This window comes from Comamonas odontotermitis (genome assembly GCF_040396735.1).
GTDB classification, from domain to species: domain Bacteria; phylum Pseudomonadota; class Gammaproteobacteria; order Burkholderiales; family Burkholderiaceae_C; genus Comamonas; species Comamonas odontotermitis_C.
On the sequence record NZ_JBEBNZ010000016.1, the window covers coordinates 80,572 to 96,789 of the forward strand.

Below are 16,218 nucleotides of genomic sequence, written 5' to 3' on the forward strand. Positions count from 1 at the left end.
TCACCAACCCTTTCAAGACTCAGGAGCCATCATGGCTGTTCAACAAAACAAGAAATCTCCTTCCAAGCGCGGCATGCACCGTTCGCACAATGCACTGAATGTGCCTGGTATCGCTGTGGAGCCAACCACCGGCGAAACCCATCTGCGTCACCACATCAGCCCCAACGGCTTCTACCGTGGCCGCCAAGTGCTGAAGAACAAGTCGGAAGCCTAAGCCATAGCTGTACAAAAAGGCCCGCGGCTACCGCATGTGTAGCGCGGGCCTTTTTTATTCTGTTGCAAGATTGCTGCGCACTCCTTAATAGAGTGCGCTGGCGCAACATCAAAGAACTGCAGAGCGAATGATCACACTGGCCGTGGATTGCATGGGTGGTGATGCGGGTCCCCGTGTCACCCTGCCTGCATGCAAGAAGTTTTTGGATGCCCATCCTGATGCCCGCCTGTTGGTGGTGGGTCAGCCCGAGGCATTGCAGTCATTCCAGCACGAGCGTGCAACCCTGGTGCCGGCAAGCGAAGTCGTCACCATGGACGATCCCGTGGAAGTGGCGTTGCGCAAGAAGAAGGACTCTTCCATGCGCGTAGCCATCAGCCAGGTCAAGGAAGGCGCTGCGCAGGCAGCAGTGTCCGCAGGCAATACCGGTGCATTGATGGCGATTGCGCGCTACCTGCTCAAGACGCTGGAGGGCATTGACCGTCCGGCCATCGCCACACAGATTCCCCATGCCAAGGGTGGCGCCACCACGGTGCTGGATCTGGGGGCCAACGTCGATTGCACGGCAGAGCATCTGGTGCAGTTTGCCGTCATGGGCTCGGCGCTGGTGAGCGCCCTGCAGGAGAAGGAAAACCCCAGCGTAGGCCTTTTGAACATTGGCGAAGAAGCCATCAAGGGCAGCGAAGTCATCAAGCGCGCGGGCGAGTTGTTGCGTGCGGCCGGGCAGTCGGGCTACCTCAATTTCCAGGGCAATGTCGAAGGCAATGACATCTTCAAGGGCACGGTTGATATCGTGACCTGTGATGGTTTTGTCGGCAACGTTGCGCTCAAGGCGAGCGAGGGCGTGGCCAGCATGATCACCGGGGGCTTGAAGCAGGAGTTCAAGCGCAACCTGCTCACCAAGCTGGCGGCCGTTGTTGCCTATCCTGTGCTTTCGCGCCTGATGAAGCGCATGGACCACCGCCGCTACAATGGGGCTGCGTTACTCGGTTTGCGCGGCCTGGTGTTCAAAAGCCATGGCTCGGCCGATGTGGTGGCCTATGAGCATGCGCTCAATCGCGCTTATGATGCGGCCCGTAACGACTTGCTGGGGCGTGTGCAGACCAAGATCCAGACGGCTGCGCCCTTGCTGATGCCGGCAGACAGCGCCGCTGTTGCCGCAACTGTGACGTCTTCTATCTGAAATCGATGAGCATTTATTCACGCATCACCGGCACTGGCAGCTACCTGCCACCACGCCGCGTCACCAATGATGATCTGGCGGCCGAAATGGCTACGCGTGGTCTGGAAACCTCGGATGAGTGGATTGTCGAGCGCACCGGGATCAAGGCGCGCCACTTTGCCGCACCCGATGTGACGGCCAGTGATCTGGCCGTGGAGGCCTCGAAAATGGCACTCGAAGCTGCCAAGCTGGCAGCTGCAGACATCGATCTGATCATTGTGGCCACGTCCACGCCGGACATGGTGTTCCCGTCGACGGCAGCCATTTTGCAGAACAAGCTGGGCATCACCAATGGCTGCCCGGTGTTCGATGTGCAGGCAGTGTGCAGCGGCTTCGTCTACGCCCTGACGGTGGCTGACGCGATGATCAAGGCAGGCACCGCCAAGCGCGCGCTGGTAGTGGGGGCTGAGGTGTTCAGCCGCATCCTTGATTTCAATGACCGCACCACCTGCGTGCTCTTCGGCGATGGCGCCGGCGCTGTGGTGCTGGAGGCATCGAGCGAGCCAGGTATTCTGGCGACCGAGCTGCATGCCGATGGCAGCCACGTCGACATCCTGTGCGTGCCGGGCCATGTCTCGGGTGGCGAGGTGATTGGCTCGCCCATGCTCCGCATGGACGGCCAGGCCGTATTCAAATTGGCGGTGGGCGTGCTCGACAAGGCGGCCCGCGCCGCATTGGCCAAGGCCGACATGCAAGAGGCTGATATCGACTGGCTGATACCGCACCAGGCCAACCTGCGCATCATGATGAGCACGGCGCGCAAGCTCAAGCTGTCGCCGGAGAAGGTGGTGGTCACGGTCGATCAGCACGGCAACACGTCGGCTGCTTCGATTCCGCTGGCGCTTGACCATGCGGTGCGTGCAGGCCAGGTCAAGCCGGGCCACAACGTGATGCTCGAAGGCGTGGGTGGCGGTTTTACCTGGGGTGCGGTACTCCTGAAAATGTAGCTTCAAACGCTTGATGTGTTTGGGCTATTGCCGTATTCCATTCAAAAATTCAATGAAAATCGAGACATGAATTCTTTTGCGTTCGTATTTCCCGGCCAAGGCTCGCAGGCTGTTGGCATGCTCGACGCCTGGGGCGACCATCCTGCTGTGCGAGAGGCGCTGCAGGAAGCCTCCGATGCGCTGGGTGAAGACATTGGTGCTCTGATTCATGGTGGCCCCAAGGAAACACTGGCGCTGACCGCCAATACCCAGCCTGTGATGCTGGTGGCCGGTGTGGCTGCATGGCGCGTATGGCGTGCAGAAGGCGGCGCGCTGCCCATGGCGGTGGCTGGCCATTCGCTGGGTGAATACTCGGCACTGGTTGCCGCTGGCGTGCTGACGCTGGCCCAGGCGGCACCGCTGGTACGCCTGCGCGGTGCTGCCATGCAGGAAGCCGTGCCCGTGGGCACCGGCGCCATGGCTGCCGTGCTGGGTCTGGATGCGGACAAGGTCAAGGCGGTTTGCGCCGAAGTGACTGCCAGGATGGGCGGCGTGGAGGTGGTGGAGGCCGTGAACTTCAACGACCCCGGCCAGACCGTGATTGCCGGCTCGAAGGCGGCAGTCGAAGCGGCCAGCGTGGCGGTGAAAGAGGCGGGCGCCAAGCGTGCGCTGCCGCTGCCGGTGTCGGCACCTTTCCATTCGAGCCTGATGAAACCGGCTGCGGAAAAGCTGAAGGCTGCGCTGGCGGGCCTGCAGCTTGCTGCACCGCAGATCCCGGTGCTCAACAATATCGATGTGGCGGTGCAAACGGATGCCGATGCCATTCGCGACGCGCTGTACCGCCAGGCCTTTGGCCCGGTGCGCTGGGTGGAATGCGTGCAGAAGCTGCGTTCCATGGGGGCTACCCATCTGGTAGAGTGCGGCCCCGGCAAGGTGCTGACCGGCATGACCAAGCGCATCGATCCAGATATGGTGGGCGTAGCCCTGTATGACCCTGCTACCCTGCAGGAAACCAAAGAAGCAATTGCATGACTGAAGCAACCCAAACAGCCAAAGTAGCCCTGGTCACAGGTGCATCGCGCGGTATTGGCGCCGCCATTGCGCAAGCATTGGGCGCTGCCGGCTACCAGGTGGTGGGCACGGCAACCACCGAAGACGGCGCTGCCAAGATTTCGCAGGCCCTGTCGGCCTTCCCTGGTTCACGCGGCGTGGCGCTGGATGTGAACAATGGCGCGGCCGTCGAGGCGCTGATTGACGAACTGGTCAAGAACCAGGGTGGCCTGCATGTGCTGGTGAACAACGCCGGCATCACCCGCGACACCCTGGCCATGCGCATGAAGGACGAGGACTGGGACGCCGTGCTCGGCACCAACCTGAAGGCCGTCTTCGGCGCCAGCCGCGCTGCCATCCGTCCGATGATGAAGCAGCGTTTTGGCCGTATCATCAGCATTACCAGCGTAGTGGGCGCTTCCGGCAATGCCGGACAGGCCAATTACGCTGCGGCCAAGGCGGGCGTCGCCGGTATGACGCGCTCGCTGGCCAAGGAGTTGGGCAGCCGAGGCATCACGGTAAACTGCGTGGCGCCTGGTTTTATCGAGACCGACATGACGGCTCAGCTTCCTGAGGAGCAGAAGAAAGCGCTGCAATCGCAGATCGCTTTGGGTAAGCTGGGACAGCCGCAAGACATTGCCAACGCTGTGGTCTATCTGGCATCGGATGGTGCCGGTTATGTGACCGGGCAGGAGTTGCATGTCAATGGCGGCATGTACATGTAGGTTTGGCAGAAGTTAAAAGCCGTTTCCTCGCGACGGCAAGTTGCACTCAGGTATTGCTGAAGCAGCTAGAATCGCGGGTTCATTCACAACCCCCAGAGGGAAACCATGAGCGATATCGAAGCACGTGTCAAGAAAATCATTGCCGAACAACTCGGCGTGGAAGAGTCTCAAGTAACAAACGAAAAGGCTTTCGTAGCCGATCTGGGTGCAGACTCGCTGGACACCGTGGAACTGGTGATGGCTTTGGAAGATGAGTTCGAGATCGAGATCCCTGACGAAGACGCAGAAAAGATCACGACGGTGCAGAACGCCATCGACTACGCCAAGAGCCACCAAAAGGCCTAATTGATTGCGCATGCACTTGGCGCCCGACAGGGCGCAAGTGTCTTGCTGCAACTCCGAGAGACCAACAAGAAAGCTGTAACGCATGAGTCGCCGTCGCGTCGTCGTGACTGGTCTGGGTTGCATCAGCCCCGTGGGAAACACGGTTGCTGAAGCCTGGTCCAACATTTTGGCCGGCCAGTCCGGCATTGACCTCATTACCAAGTTTGACACCACCGACTTCAGCTGCAAGATTGCAGGCGAGGTCAAAGGGTTCAATCTTGAGTCCTATATGAGTGCCAAGGAAGCACGCACGATGGACACCTTCATCCACTATGGCATTGCCGCTGCACAGGAAGCAGTGACGGATGCCGGTCTGGCCACTGGCGAGGCATTGGATGAAGAGCTGGCTGCGCGTATCGGTGTGGTGATAGGTTCCGGCATCGGCGGCCTGCCGCTGATCGAGGATACCCACAGCGAGTACGAACGCCGTGGCGCCCGCCGCATCACGCCTTTCTTTGTACCTGCCTCCATCATCAACATGGTTGCTGGCCATGTATCGATGCGGTTTGGCTTCAAGGGGCCCAACCTTTCGGTGGTGACGGCTTGCACGACTGGCTTGCACTGTATTGGTGAAGCGGGTCGATTGATCGAGTACGGCGATGCCGACGTCATGGTCGCAGGCGGTACCGAATCTACAGTTTCCCCGTTGGGAGTGGGCGGATTTGCCGCAATGCGTGCACTCTCCACTCGCAACGATGACCCCAAGGCGGCTTCGCGCCCCTGGGACAAGGGCCGCGACGGCTTTGTGCTGGGTGAAGGCGCAGGCGTGGTGGTGCTTGAAGAATACGAGCATGCCAAGGCCCGTGGCGCCAAGATCTATGCCGAATTGCTGGGCTACGGCATGAGCGCCGATGCGGGTCACATGACCGCTCCCAATATGGACGGCCCACGCCGGGCCATGCAGGGCGCGCTGCGCAATGCGGGTGTGAACGCCGATCAGGTGGACTACCTGAATGCGCACGGCACATCGACTCCGCTGGGCGATCTGAACGAAACCAATGCCATCAAGGTGGCCATGGGCGACCATGCCAAGAAGATGGTGATCAGTTCGACCAAGTCGATGACGGGTCACCTGCTGGGCGGCGCTGGCGGCCTGGAAAGCGTGTTTACCGTGATGGCGCTCAAGGATCAAAAGATTCCTCCGACCATCAACCTGGTGGACCAGGACCCGGAGTGCGATCTGGACTATTGCGCCAATACGGCGCGTGATGCCAAGCTGGAAATCGCTGTCAAGAACAACTTTGGCTTTGGCGGTACCAACGGTACCCTAGTATTCAAGCGCGTTTGAGCGTGCCTGAAAACCTGGCCCAGGCCCATCATCAGGTCTCCCTTTGGGAGACCTTTTGTTTTGTGCATTGATTTTGCGCGCTTCCAACACCTGCATTGCGATGTGCACCGGCGGCCTGAAAGCCAGCACAATCGATGCTATGGAGGTAACCGTTCGCCGTCGATCCCCGCATGTTGCGCTGGCAACACCCGTTGCATATCCGTTGGTTCATCCCGGCTGGATTCGCTGTGCAGTGCTCGCCGGCCTTTTGGGCGCTGGCGGGCTTGGTGTTGCGTGGCGTCTGGCCTCGGATCCTTTTCACTGGCAGCAGTGGCTGCTGGGCGCCGCGTGGGTACTGGCTGGCCTGGCTGTTACAAACCTATCCCTCTGGCGCCCCGGAACCTTTTTGCACTGGAATGGCTCGAAGTGGCGCATTTGTCATGGAGCATCACCAGTTGCGGATGGAGAGGAGCTGGTGCGGTGCGCGGTGGCCATGGATGCCCAGCGCTGGTTGCTGCTGCGTGCCACGGTACAGCAGCCGTTGACGACCAGCGTTCGATGGGTGCTGATTGCGCAAGCCACTAATCCAGGGCATTGGCCGGATATTCGGCGGGTCTTATACTCGTCCATCGTTGCTGATCAACAGAGCGCCCCTGTGGCGTGACGCCTGCAGCTGACCAACCAACAACAAGAGCTGCATGTCTGTAGCGCGAAGAGAACACAACCTATGACGGGAACGCCAATGGCACCAGCCCCGGGCGCGAACGATACCGACTTGCAACTGGTGCAGCGCACCGTTGCAGGCGACCAGAAGGCCTACGGTTTGCTGGTGATGAAGTACCAGCGACGCATTGAACGGCTGATTGCGCGAATGATTCGCGATGTGGATCTGGTGCCGGATCTGGCGCAGGAGACTTTCTTGCGCGCCTACCGTGCGCTGCCGCAATTTCGCGGAGAGGCGCAGTTCTACACCTGGCTTTACCGTATTGCGGTCAATACGGCCAAGAAGGCTATGGTGGAGCTGAACCGCAATCCGGTGATGACCGAGAGTGCATTGCGTGGAAATGATGACGACGATGAAACTTCTGCGCCGACAAGAGAACTAACCAGCGACGAAACCCCGGAGACGGTCATCGCGGCCCAGGAGATCGCCCAGGCTGTCAATGCGGCCATGGATGCCTTGCCTGAAGATTTGCGTCAGGCGATCGTGCTGCGGGAGATAGAAGGCATGTCGTATGAAGACATTGCCGAGACGATGGACTGTCCTATCGGAACGGTGCGTTCGCGCATTTTCCGTGCCCGAGAGGCCATTTCCACCAAGGTAAAACCGATGCTTGAACGCCAGTCTGGCAAGCGTTGGTAGCGATCATTTGAGGACTGGTTGCAAGGGCATGGGCCCGCAAGGAATATGGCTATGAATCTCGAAAACCAAGCACCAAACAGAATGTCGGTAGCTGCGTTGGAGCAGTTGTCTGCATGTATCGATGACGAGCTCGAGGACGAAGAGCTTGCGCAACTGCTGGCTGATATGCCTGAGGCAGATGGCATGGTCGCGTCGGCCGCAACGTCGCTGCACTCCTACCTGCTGATCGGGGAAGCCATGCGCGGCCCTCTGGCCATGCAGGCCGCACCAATCCATACGGATCCTCAGGCCTTCTGGGCTCGTCTTCAGTGTCAGATTGATCAAGAGGCGCCATTGGTTGCAACATTCAACCAACCCCAGGTGGGTGAAGTGAAGGTGCCTGACTTGGCCGAGGCACCCCGCCCGTTGGCGGTGCAAGAGGCTGCCAATCACTCCGTATTCCGCTGGAAGATGGTGGCAGGGTTCGCTTCCGTGGCGGCAGTGGCCATGGTGGGATGGAATTCCATCTCGCTGCTGTCCTCCGGTCCCGACAAGGGTGGCCAGCAACTGGCGAGCGCAGCCACACCGCCTGTATCCGCCCAGGGGTTGGTGCAGATGCCGGTGACTGTGGGGCAGAATGCCACCATCATGCTGCGTGATCCACGTCTGGACGAGTTGATGGCCGCGCGTGGTCAGATTGGCGGTACTGCCAATCTGCAGATGCCGGCCAGTTTCTTGCGCAACGCCACCTTCAATGCTGAAAAGAAAGCAGGGGGCTGTGCGGACAAGCCCTCACGGCTGTGCTGACGGGCTGAGCACCTCTATGTAGGTAGCCCAACACAGTGAATTCAATCAGCACCTGCCTTGGCAGGTGTTTTTTATTCCCAAAGCGATTTTCCTCTCTTGAAACCCGTGCTTTATGGCGCATCTGTCAAAGGATGCATCGGGGGAACCTCGCAAAGGTTTGTGTCTCCAATGCTGCATTGCGCTGTGTTCCTGGAGGCAAGCCTTCTGCAGCGCACAGTCATCTTTGTGAGGAGTGATATGTCTATCAAGCGTTGGAAACCTTTCCAGGTCAGTGCATTGGCGGCCATTCTGTCGATCAGCAGCGCGGTGATGCTGCCGGTGGCAGCGCAGGCGCAGACCACAGCGCCGGTCGTGCGTGGGCTGCCGGATTTCACTGATCTTGTGGATCAGGTGGGCCCGTCGGTGGTCAATATTCGAACGATGGAAAAAGTTTCCAGCCGGAGTGCACAAAGCGGCATGGACCCGGAAATGCTGGAGTTCTTCAAGCGCTTTGGTCTGCCGGTGCCAAGCATTCCCCGGCAGCAACGCCCGCAAAAGCCCGATAGCGACGAAGAGCAGCCCAGTGGCCTGGGTTCCGGCTTCATCCTGACCTCGGATGGCTACGTGATGACCAACGCCCATGTGGTCGAAGGCGCCGACGATGTAATCGTGACCCTGACCGACAAGCGGGAGTTCAAGGCCAAGATCATCGGCGCCGACAAGCGCACCGACGTGGCTGTGGTCAAGATCGAAGCTACAGGCTTGCCTGCGGTCAAGATCGGCGATGTGAACCGTCTGCGCGTAGGCGAATGGGTCATGGCAATCGGCTCGCCTTTTGGCCTGGAAAACTCCGTCACTGCCGGCATCGTGTCTGCCAAGCAGCGGGATACGGGTGACTATCTCCCCTTCATCCAGACCGATGTTGCCATCAACCCTGGCAACTCAGGCGGTCCGCTGCTGAACATGCGCGGCGAAGTGGTCGGTATCAACAGCCAGATCTATTCCCGCTCCGGCGGCTTCATGGGAATCTCTTTTTCCATCCCGATTGATGAAGCGGTGCGCGTGAGCGACCAATTGCGGGCAACGGGACGTGTCGTGCGCGGCAAGATCGGTGTTCAGATTTCGACCGTCAACAAGGATGTGGCGGAGTCCATTGGCCTGGGCAAGGCGCAAGGTGCGCTGGTCACCGGAGTGGAGAGCGGATCGCCCGCTGAAAAGGCGGGGGTGGAAGCGGGTGATGTGATCACCAAGTTCGATGGCAAGCCGCTGGAGAAATTGGCGGATCTGCCGCGTTGGGTCGGCAATACCAAGCCCGGCTCCAAGAGCACGGTCACCGTTTTCCGGCGTGGCAAGACGCTGGATCTGCCCATCACCATTGTGGAGATTCCGTCGGAAGCCGCGGCAAAGACAGGTGCAGGCAAGGAGCCTGAAAAAGCCAAGCCATCCACTGCCGCGCAGCAATTGGGTCTGGTGGTCAGCGATCTTACCGATGCACAGCGCAAGACTCTGAACCTCAAGGGGGGTGTCCAGATTGTTTCTGCAGACGAGGCTGCAGCCCGAGCTGGCCTGAAGCAAGGCGATGTCATCCTGGGAATCGCGAACACGGAGATCGCTGATGTCAAACAGTTTGATGCTGCCGTGGCCAAGGCGGATAAATCCAAGCCTGTGAATGTCTTGTTCCGCCGGGGCGAATGGACCCAGTATGTATTGATCCGCCCGCTGAAGTAGGGTGAAGACTGCGGTGGGAGAGGGCGCGTAGCCCGTTTCTCCGGCAAAGCCGATGGCGGATGTCATCGGCTTTTTTGTGGCCAGGAATGCGGAGTAGAGGGCGGCGGGAATACGAAAAAGCCTCAGAACATTGCTGTTCTGAGGCTTGTCGTTTGGTGCGGCTGGCAGGAATCGAACCCACGACCCCTTGGTTCGTAGCCAAGTACTCTATCCAGCTGAGCTACAGCCGCGAAGCTGCGTATTGTAGCATGTAATTTTCTCGATGTTTTGGTGACCGATGCCAAATGAAGCAAAAGGCGGCGAGGCAGCCATGTGAAAAAGCCAGTCTGGTGACAGACTGGCTTTTGTCAAATGTGGCGGCTCCTGCGGAGCCGGTTCCATCAGCGGCTCTGGTCAACCAGGCGCTGGGCCTGTGCCTTGATGGTCGGGCTGGTGGATTCGGAAAGAACCTCCTGCGCCAGCGAGCGCGCGCCTTCCTTGTCGCCAATGGCAAGAAACTCCTGCGCCAGAGTCAGTTTGGTCGTCAGCGGATCGCTGTCATCCATCTCCAGGCCCTGCACGTCCTCTGCCAATGAGGCAGGGTGGGTGCGTTCGGGTTCGCCATTGAGGGGAAGATCCAGCACGGACAGCGAGGTCATGTCGAAATCCATGCTGCGCGTGGTTGCATCGGTAATCGGCAACTGCGCAGTGCTGGGTGCATCAAAATCGCTCATCTTGAAATCGAGCGCACCAGGCTGTGTCTCCAGACCTTGTACGCTTAGCGCGGAAGGCGTGGGCGAGAGTTCCGAAGGAATGTTCAAGGCTTCTGCAAGCTGGCGATCAAAATCGTCCATCGTTGCTGCAGGGGCTGCCGGTGCAGATGCAGGATGGCTGCCGGCAGAGGCTGCAAGGCCTGCACCCAGCGCCGCGGCACCCGTTGCGAGAGCTGCCGCAGGGCTTGCAGGAGGCGCAGAGTATGCAGATGCCGCATCAGTTGCTTCTGTCAACTGGCTGCTCATGGCAAAGTCCAGACCGGAAATCGGGCCAAAATCACTGGGAGTATCGTTCTGGCTGCGATTGACGACACTTGGTGGTTGCGTGTTTTCAAAGGCCAGGGGCTGTGCGCGTGCAGCTTCGGCGGCTGCCGCTACCGCAGCAGCGGACATGACATCCACGGGAGGCACGGTTGCAGCAGTATTCTGGTACAGCGCATTGGCAGGATCCAGTTCCTGGCCCAGCGCAGCAATGCGCAGCCACTCAGGGCCGGAGCCATTGGTGAGCTGGCGCGCTTCCTTGGCGATGCTCTCGAGTGCCAGGCGGTCTTTGCGCTTGGCATAGATTTCTGCCAGCTTGGCGTGCAGGGCGCTGCGCGTGGGATTGGTGCGCAGTGCTTCTTTCAGGATTTCTTCTGCCTGCAGGTCTCGGCCATAAGCCAGATAGACATCGGCTTCGGCAACCGGGTCCACATCACCTGCGTCCAGTTGGCTGGGGGTATAGGCCAGCGAGGATGCACCCGTCGTCATGGCGCTGACCGACGTATCGATGTGCTGACCTCCGCTGGCGCCGAAGAAGGAATCTTGCGACAGGCTGCTTTCCATGACCGAGTCCGAAACGCCAGCCGCAGCTTCCTTGCGTTTCTTGTTGCGGTACCACAGGCCGCCCAGCAAGGCGATCACGGCCAAGCCGCCCGCCGCTGGCAGTAGCGGATTTTCCATCAGGTCATCGACAAAACTGGGCTCTTCGACGGGTGCGGGAGGCGGAACAGGCGCTGGCTTGGGGGCTGGCGGAGGTGGCGGAGCGACAGCAGGCGCTTCCGCTGCAGGAGCGGGCGACGCAGCTGCTTCGGCGGGTGCAGGGGCTGGCGTTGGCGCAGGGGCTGGCGCCGTCACTGCTGGCGTTGGCGCTGGCGTCGGGGCGGTTGCTGTTGCGGTCACGGGGGCTGTGACAGGAATGCCTGGGGCCTTGTCTGCAGGTTTGTCCACTGCTGCCGGGGCTGGAGTGGCTGCAGGTGCTGCCGTCGATGCGACCACCGTGGCCTTGCTGGCGGCAGCCTCCTTGATCTTGTTGAGCTCTTCCAGGTTCTTGTCCAGCTCGGACTTGCGTTCCTGGGTAGCGTTGGCCTCCTGGGCCTTGGCTACGCTGGCCTCGGCAGACTTCTTGCCCTTGACGCCGGCTTCCTTGGTGAGCTTGAGCTGATCTGGCGCGACACTGCTGCTCTTCTTGTCGTCGACAGAGGCTTCCACCTTGCCGCTGGCAGAGCGCGTATCGCTCGCCACATTGGCAGGAGCCGCCTTGGAGGCCAGTTGGTGGCGGTAGTTGTTGAAGTCGCGGCTCTGGGCTGCCACCATCTGGCGCGCCTTGCTGGCCGACACGGAGCGTGCCTGCTCGGCGCTTGGCATGTTCAGCGTCACGCCGGACTTCATGCGATTGACGTTGCCGCCAATGAAGGCGTGTGGATTGGCCTGCATCACGGCGATCAGCATCTGGTCGAGCGAGACGTCGGATGGCTTGTTCATGGCAGCAATGCGGCCTGCCGTATCGCCGCGCTGCACCTGGACGGCATCACCGCTGCCGCCCGATTGGTTGGATGCCGTGGCTGGAATATTGGCACGGGGGCCCGATTTGGCTTTGCTGCTGCCGGTGCTGCGTGCGGGGGTGCTGTCCGCCGAGGTCAGTGGCTCTTCGATCACGCGCACCGGGGGGGCAGGGCGTGCAGCGGGGGCTGGCGCTGCATCGCTGGTGATCTGAGGAGCGGTGGTGACAGCTGCTTCAGCCTTCTTCAGGTTGGGGGGATCGAACAGCATGGTGTAGCTGCGCACCACCTGCCCGGAGTTCCAGTTGGCATCAATCACGTAGTCGACAAACGGATCATTCACGGCCCGTTGGGTGGACAGAACGATGACGGCCGTGCCATTGGCGCGGCGCTGCAATTGTGCTTTCACACTGCTGGCAGTGCCCGTGTAATCCATGCCTTGGGCTCGGAAGACGGAAGAGGTGGCGGTCTTGACCTGCAGGGTCTCGGCTTCAGCCGGCGTGATCTGTTGGACTTCGATCTCGGCGCGCAAGGGCTCGCCCAGAGCCGACTTCACATTGATCTTTCCCAGTGCCAAAGCCGATGCTTCTCCCGAATACAGGCCGATGGCGGCCACGGCCGCGGCCAGTGCAGTGATTTTCCAGCGATGCATAGTGCTACTTGATTGATTTATGAAAGCGCACGGGGTTGCTTTTGTACTCATGCCGAATCCCTCCCCCCAGACGCGAAAATTGGTAATTATCAGTAAAAAGTACCTTACCAGTAATGTGTTGGAGTGACAAGTTAACGAATGCGGTTGTGTACTGATAAACGGATTCTCATAAATTTCCGCAACTCATAATGTTGCTCGGGCACAACTTTGCCAGAGTATGACCGGTCTCGGTCGAACGCCGGGAATTGCCGGGCAACAAGCAAAAAACACCCTTTCTGGCACAGAGGTGCGCCAAAAAAGGTGTTGTCTGTCGGTATCGTGGGATCAGAGGTTGAGCATCATTTGCCCAGCAGGATACGCAGCATGCGGCGCAGTGGCTCGGCAGCGCCCCACAGCAGTTGGTCGCCGATCACGAAGGCCGATACGTACTCAGGGCCCATGTTGAGCTTGCGTACGCGGCCCACTGCCACTTCGAGGCCTCCGGTGACGGCCGCTGGAGTCAGCTCCTTGACCGTGAGTGCGCGTTCGTTGGCCACGAACTTGACCCATGGGTTGCCGGTCTTGATCAAGCCTTCGATCTCGGCCAGGGGCAGGTCCTTCTTGAGCTTCAGGGTCAGTGCCAGCGAGTGGCAGCGCATGGCGCCGATGCGCACACACAGGCCGTCAACAGGAATGGGGCTTGCCGTGCCGAGGATCTTGTTAACCTCGGCCTGGCCCTTCCACTCTTCCTTGGACTGGCCATTGTCCAGTTGGGCGTCGATCCAGGGGATCAGGCCGCCAGCCAGTGGAGCGCCGAAGAACTCGGTCGGCACGTCTTCGCGGATGGTGGCCGCGACCTTGCGGTCGATATCGAGGATGGCAGATGCAGGCGTTGCCAGCTCATCGGCTACGGCGGCGTGTACCACACCCATGCCCTTGAGCAGTTCGCGCATATGGTTGGCGCCACCGCCCGATGCTGCCTGGTAGGTCATGGAAGAGACCCACTCCACCAAACCTGCCTTGAACAGGCCGCCCAGGCCCATCAGCAGGATGGAGTTGGTGCAGTTGCCGCCAATCCAGTTCTTGCCGCCAGCGGCGAGCTTTTGCTTGATCAGGTCGTCATTGACAGGGTCGAGCACGATGACGGCGTCGCCTTCCATCCGCAGTGAGGAGGCGGCATCAATCCAGTGGCCGTTCCAGCCAGCAGCGCGAATCTTGGGGAAGACGTCCTTGGTGTAATCGCCGCCCTGGCAGGTGATGATGATGTCGCACTTGGCCAGCTCGGCGATATCGTTCGCGTCCTTGAGCTGGGTGTGCACCGTGGCCATCGCAGGGGCCTTGCCGCCCGCGTTGGATGTGGAGAAGAACACCGGCTCGATCAGTTCGAAGTCACCCTCGGCCTGCATGCGATCCATCAACACGGAGCCGACCATGCCGCGCCAGCCCACCAAACCTACCAATTGCTTGCTCATATAACGCCCTTGTGTGCCAAAAAAGTTGTGCCACGGGGCTGATTTGCCTGGCTCGTCTGGCCAGAGGGAGGCGCACGACGAACCAGGCTGGATCAGCCGGTAATCGTCGTGGTTTTGGAAATGCCTGCGCGCGCAGCCATACCCGCTGCAATAGCGGTGATGGTGTTCAGCCAAGAAACAGGGCGGTGCGCAAACATAGTGGAAGCTATTCTAGCGCCAAAATTTGCTGCGGTGCACGCATTTTTTATACTTTTCAAGTGTTGGCGCATCGAAGCGAATGGCGATATATATATAAAGTATAAATTACGTCGTAATTTTATAAAAAATATCGTCAAAACGACGAAATTGATTCTTTGCTGCTTGAATAGACCGTTGTTCCGATCAAACAAAGGCTTCCAAACTGGCGCAACAATGAAAAAGGGCAGGGGAGAATCCCTGCCCTTGCTTGCCTTGCCTGCGGAGATGGCGCGGGCGTTTTACAGCGCGGCGACCACGGCATCGCCCATCTGCTGCGTGCCGACCTTGGTGGTGCCTTCGCTGTAGATGTCGGGCGTGCGCAGACCCTGGGCCAGTACCTTCTGCACGGCTGCTTCGATCTTCTGTGCAGCGGCTTCCTGGCCCAGGCTGAAGCGCAGCATCATCGCTGCGCTCAGGATGGTGGCCAGCGGGTTGGCGATGCCCTTGCCGGCAATGTCGGGTGCCGAGCCATGGCTGGGCTCATACAGGCCCTGCTTTTTGTCGTTCAGGCTGGCCGATGGCAGCATGCCGATGGAGCCGGTCAGCATGGATGCCTCGTCGCTCAGGATGTCGCCAAACATGTTGCCGGTCACCACCACGTCAAAGCGCTTGGGCTCCTTCACCAGTTGCATGGCGGCATTGTCCACATACATGTGGTCGAGCTGCACGTCCGGGTACTGTTTGCCCACCTCGGTCATCACGTCCTTCCACAGCTGGAAGGTTTCGAGTACGTTCGCCTTGTCTACGCTGGTCACGCGTTTGCCACGTTTTTGGGCGGCCTGGAAGGCCACATGGCCGATGCGCTCGATTTCAGGGCGGGTGTAGCGCATGGTGTCGAAGGCTTCTTCTGCACCGGGAAAGTGGCCGTCGGGCGATGCGCGGCGGCCGCGTGGCTGGCCAAAGTAGATGTCACCGGTCAGCTCGCGGATGATGAGGATGTCCAGGCCCGCCACCAACTCGGGCTTGAGGCTGGAGGCGTGGGTCAACTCCTTGTAGCAGATGGCGGGGCGGAAGTTGGCGAACAGGCCCAGCGCCTTGCGCAGGCCCAGAATGGCCTGCTCGGGGCGCAGCGCGCGCTCCAGCGTGTCGTACTTCCAGTCGCCCACGGCGCCAAACAGGATGGCGTCGGATTCCTGTGCGAGCTTCAGGGTGGCTGGTGGCAGCGGATGGCCTGCGGCCTCATACGCGGCTCCGCCCACGGGGGCAGACTCCATCTGCAGATCCAGCTTCAGCGCATCCAGCACCTTGACGGCTTCTGCAACGATTTCTGGGCCAATGCCGTCTCCGGGCAATACTGCAATTTTCATAATTGACTCACTTATTGATAGCTGGTTGCGCTTGACCATCAAGCGCTGGAAGGGCTTTTATTAGTTAAAGGGCGCAGTCCTGCATTCAGGCCTTGGCCTGCACGAGGCTGTGCGCCAGCCAGGGCTTGGTGGCCAGGCGGTTGGCCTCAAAGGCCTGGATCTTGTCTTTCTGGCGCAGGGTGAGGCCAATGTCGTCAAATCCGTTGAGCAGGCAGTACTTGCGAAAGGCGATCACGTCGAACGGGATTTCCTCTCCCTGCGGGCGCACGATCACCTGGCGCTCCAGGTCAATGGTCAGCTCATAGCCGGGGAAGGCCTGCACCTCATGGAACAGCTGGTCGATGGTGGACTCGGGCAGCACGATGGGCAGCAGGCCGTTCTTGAAGCAGTTGTTGAAGAAGATGTCGGCAAAGCTGGG

General features: G+C 60.0%; 14 protein-coding genes, 1 tRNA gene and 1 pseudogene. 11 read left to right on the forward strand and 5 right to left on the reverse strand.

All coding sequences use genetic code 11. From position 1 onward, the window contains the following. Positions 1-31 precede the first annotated feature (31 nt). The 11 genes from rpmF to ACH2DG_RS14685 all read left to right on the forward strand — a co-directional run bounded on the left by rpmF (position 32) and on the right by ACH2DG_RS14685 (position 9,641). The gene (gene rpmF, locus ACH2DG_RS14635) at positions 32-214 is read left to right on the forward strand and encodes a 50S ribosomal protein L32 (protein WP_005794249.1); all 183 of its coding nucleotides are present in this window, start codon (positions 32-34) and stop codon (positions 212-214) included. A 127-nt stretch (positions 215-341) separates the two neighbouring features. Next, the gene (plsX, locus tag ACH2DG_RS14640) at positions 342-1,394 is read left to right on the forward strand and encodes a phosphate acyltransferase PlsX (protein WP_395027023.1); all 1,053 of its coding nucleotides are present in this window, start codon (positions 342-344) and stop codon (positions 1,392-1,394) included. A 5-nt stretch (positions 1,395-1,399) separates the two neighbouring features. Next, on the forward strand, positions 1,400-2,380 hold the full coding sequence (locus ACH2DG_RS14645) for a beta-ketoacyl-ACP synthase III (protein WP_395027024.1): 981 nt from the start codon (positions 1,400-1,402) through the stop codon (positions 2,378-2,380). Between the two features lie 66 nt (positions 2,381-2,446). After that, complete coding sequence (fabD, locus tag ACH2DG_RS14650) at positions 2,447-3,391, forward strand: ACP S-malonyltransferase (RefSeq protein ID WP_395027025.1); 945 nt, start codon at positions 2,447-2,449, stop codon at positions 3,389-3,391. Further along, positions 3,388-4,134 carry a 3-oxoacyl-ACP reductase FabG gene (gene fabG, locus ACH2DG_RS14655; RefSeq protein ID WP_395027026.1) on the forward strand — a complete coding sequence of 249 codons (747 nt, stop codon included), beginning with the start codon at positions 3,388-3,390 and terminating at the stop codon, positions 4,132-4,134. Before fabD ends, fabG begins: the two co-directional genes overlap by 4 nt. 105 nt (positions 4,135-4,239) lie before the next feature. Beyond that, positions 4,240-4,479: an acyl carrier protein gene (acpP, locus tag ACH2DG_RS14660; protein WP_184707587.1), complete on the forward strand. Its 240-nt coding sequence runs from the start codon at positions 4,240-4,242 to the stop codon at positions 4,477-4,479. A gap of 82 nt (positions 4,480-4,561) precedes the next feature. Then, positions 4,562-5,806, forward strand: coding sequence for a beta-ketoacyl-ACP synthase II (gene fabF, locus ACH2DG_RS14665; RefSeq protein WP_395027028.1), 1,245 nt, complete (start codon positions 4,562-4,564; stop codon positions 5,804-5,806). A 43-nt stretch (positions 5,807-5,849) separates the two neighbouring features. After that, entirely contained in the window at positions 5,850-6,449 is a 600-nt protein-coding gene (locus ACH2DG_RS14670; RefSeq protein WP_395027029.1) for a hypothetical protein, read from the forward strand. 63 nt (positions 6,450-6,512) lie between these two features. Further along, on the forward strand, positions 6,513-7,148 hold the full coding sequence (gene rpoE / locus ACH2DG_RS14675) for an RNA polymerase sigma factor RpoE (RefSeq protein WP_224150006.1): 636 nt from the start codon (positions 6,513-6,515) through the stop codon (positions 7,146-7,148). Between the two features lie 51 nt (positions 7,149-7,199). Then, on the forward strand, positions 7,200-7,934 hold the full coding sequence (locus tag ACH2DG_RS14680; protein WP_395027031.1) for a sigma-E factor negative regulatory protein: 735 nt from the start codon (positions 7,200-7,202) through the stop codon (positions 7,932-7,934). Positions 7,935-8,243: 309 nt separating this feature from the next. Then, positions 8,244-9,641, forward strand: coding sequence for a DegQ family serine endoprotease (locus ACH2DG_RS14685; protein WP_395027042.1), 1,398 nt, complete (start codon positions 8,244-8,246; stop codon positions 9,639-9,641). 153 nt (positions 9,642-9,794) lie between these two features. Here the strand turns inward: ACH2DG_RS14685 and ACH2DG_RS14690 are convergent. The 5 genes and pseudogenes from ACH2DG_RS14690 to ACH2DG_RS14710 all read right to left on the reverse strand — a co-directional run. Continuing rightward, positions 9,795-9,871 (reverse strand) — tRNA-Arg (locus ACH2DG_RS14690). Between the two features lie 150 nt (positions 9,872-10,021). After that, positions 10,022-12,805, reverse strand: a complete 2,784-nt coding sequence (locus tag ACH2DG_RS14695) for a FimV/HubP family polar landmark protein (RefSeq protein WP_395027033.1) — start codon at positions 12,803-12,805, stop codon at positions 10,022-10,024. 338 nt (positions 12,806-13,143) lie between these two features. After that, positions 13,144-14,256 (reverse strand): aspartate-semialdehyde dehydrogenase, encoded by a 1,113-nt coding sequence (gene asd, locus ACH2DG_RS14700; RefSeq protein WP_395027035.1) that lies wholly within the window; start codon positions 14,254-14,256, stop codon positions 13,144-13,146. 476 nt (positions 14,257-14,732) lie between these two features. Continuing rightward, entirely contained in the window at positions 14,733-15,800 is a 1,068-nt protein-coding gene (gene leuB, locus ACH2DG_RS14705) for a 3-isopropylmalate dehydrogenase (RefSeq protein ID WP_395027037.1), read from the reverse strand. 85 nt (positions 15,801-15,885) lie between these two features. Continuing rightward, positions 15,886-16,218 (reverse strand): annotated as a pseudogene (locus ACH2DG_RS14710) (3-isopropylmalate dehydratase small subunit); the annotation flags it as partial.

Coding starts and splice junctions, on each gene's coding strand:
- ACH2DG_RS14695 (WP_395027033.1), bottom strand. CDS start 12,805: ATGCATCGCTGGAAAATCACTGCACTGGCCGCGGCCGTGGCCGCCATC.
- rpoE (WP_224150006.1), top strand. CDS start 6,513: ATGACGGGAACGCCAATGGCACCAGCCCCGGGCGCGAACGATACCGAC.
- fabD (WP_395027025.1), top strand. CDS start 2,447: ATGAATTCTTTTGCGTTCGTATTTCCCGGCCAAGGCTCGCAGGCTGTT.
- ACH2DG_RS14645 (WP_395027024.1), top strand. CDS start 1,400: ATGAGCATTTATTCACGCATCACCGGCACTGGCAGCTACCTGCCACCA.
- asd (WP_395027035.1), bottom strand. CDS start 14,256: ATGAGCAAGCAATTGGTAGGTTTGGTGGGCTGGCGCGGCATGGTCGGC.
- leuB (WP_395027037.1), bottom strand. CDS start 15,800: ATGAAAATTGCAGTATTGCCCGGAGACGGCATTGGCCCAGAAATCGTT.
- ACH2DG_RS14685 (WP_395027042.1), top strand. CDS start 8,244: ATGCTGCCGGTGGCAGCGCAGGCGCAGACCACAGCGCCGGTCGTGCGT.
- plsX (WP_395027023.1), top strand. CDS start 342: ATGATCACACTGGCCGTGGATTGCATGGGTGGTGATGCGGGTCCCCGT.
- fabG (WP_395027026.1), top strand. CDS start 3,388: ATGACTGAAGCAACCCAAACAGCCAAAGTAGCCCTGGTCACAGGTGCA.
- fabF (WP_395027028.1), top strand. CDS start 4,562: ATGAGTCGCCGTCGCGTCGTCGTGACTGGTCTGGGTTGCATCAGCCCC.
- acpP (WP_184707587.1), top strand. CDS start 4,240: ATGAGCGATATCGAAGCACGTGTCAAGAAAATCATTGCCGAACAACTC.
- ACH2DG_RS14680 (WP_395027031.1), top strand. CDS start 7,200: ATGAATCTCGAAAACCAAGCACCAAACAGAATGTCGGTAGCTGCGTTG.
- rpmF (WP_005794249.1), top strand. CDS start 32: ATGGCTGTTCAACAAAACAAGAAATCTCCTTCCAAGCGCGGCATGCAC.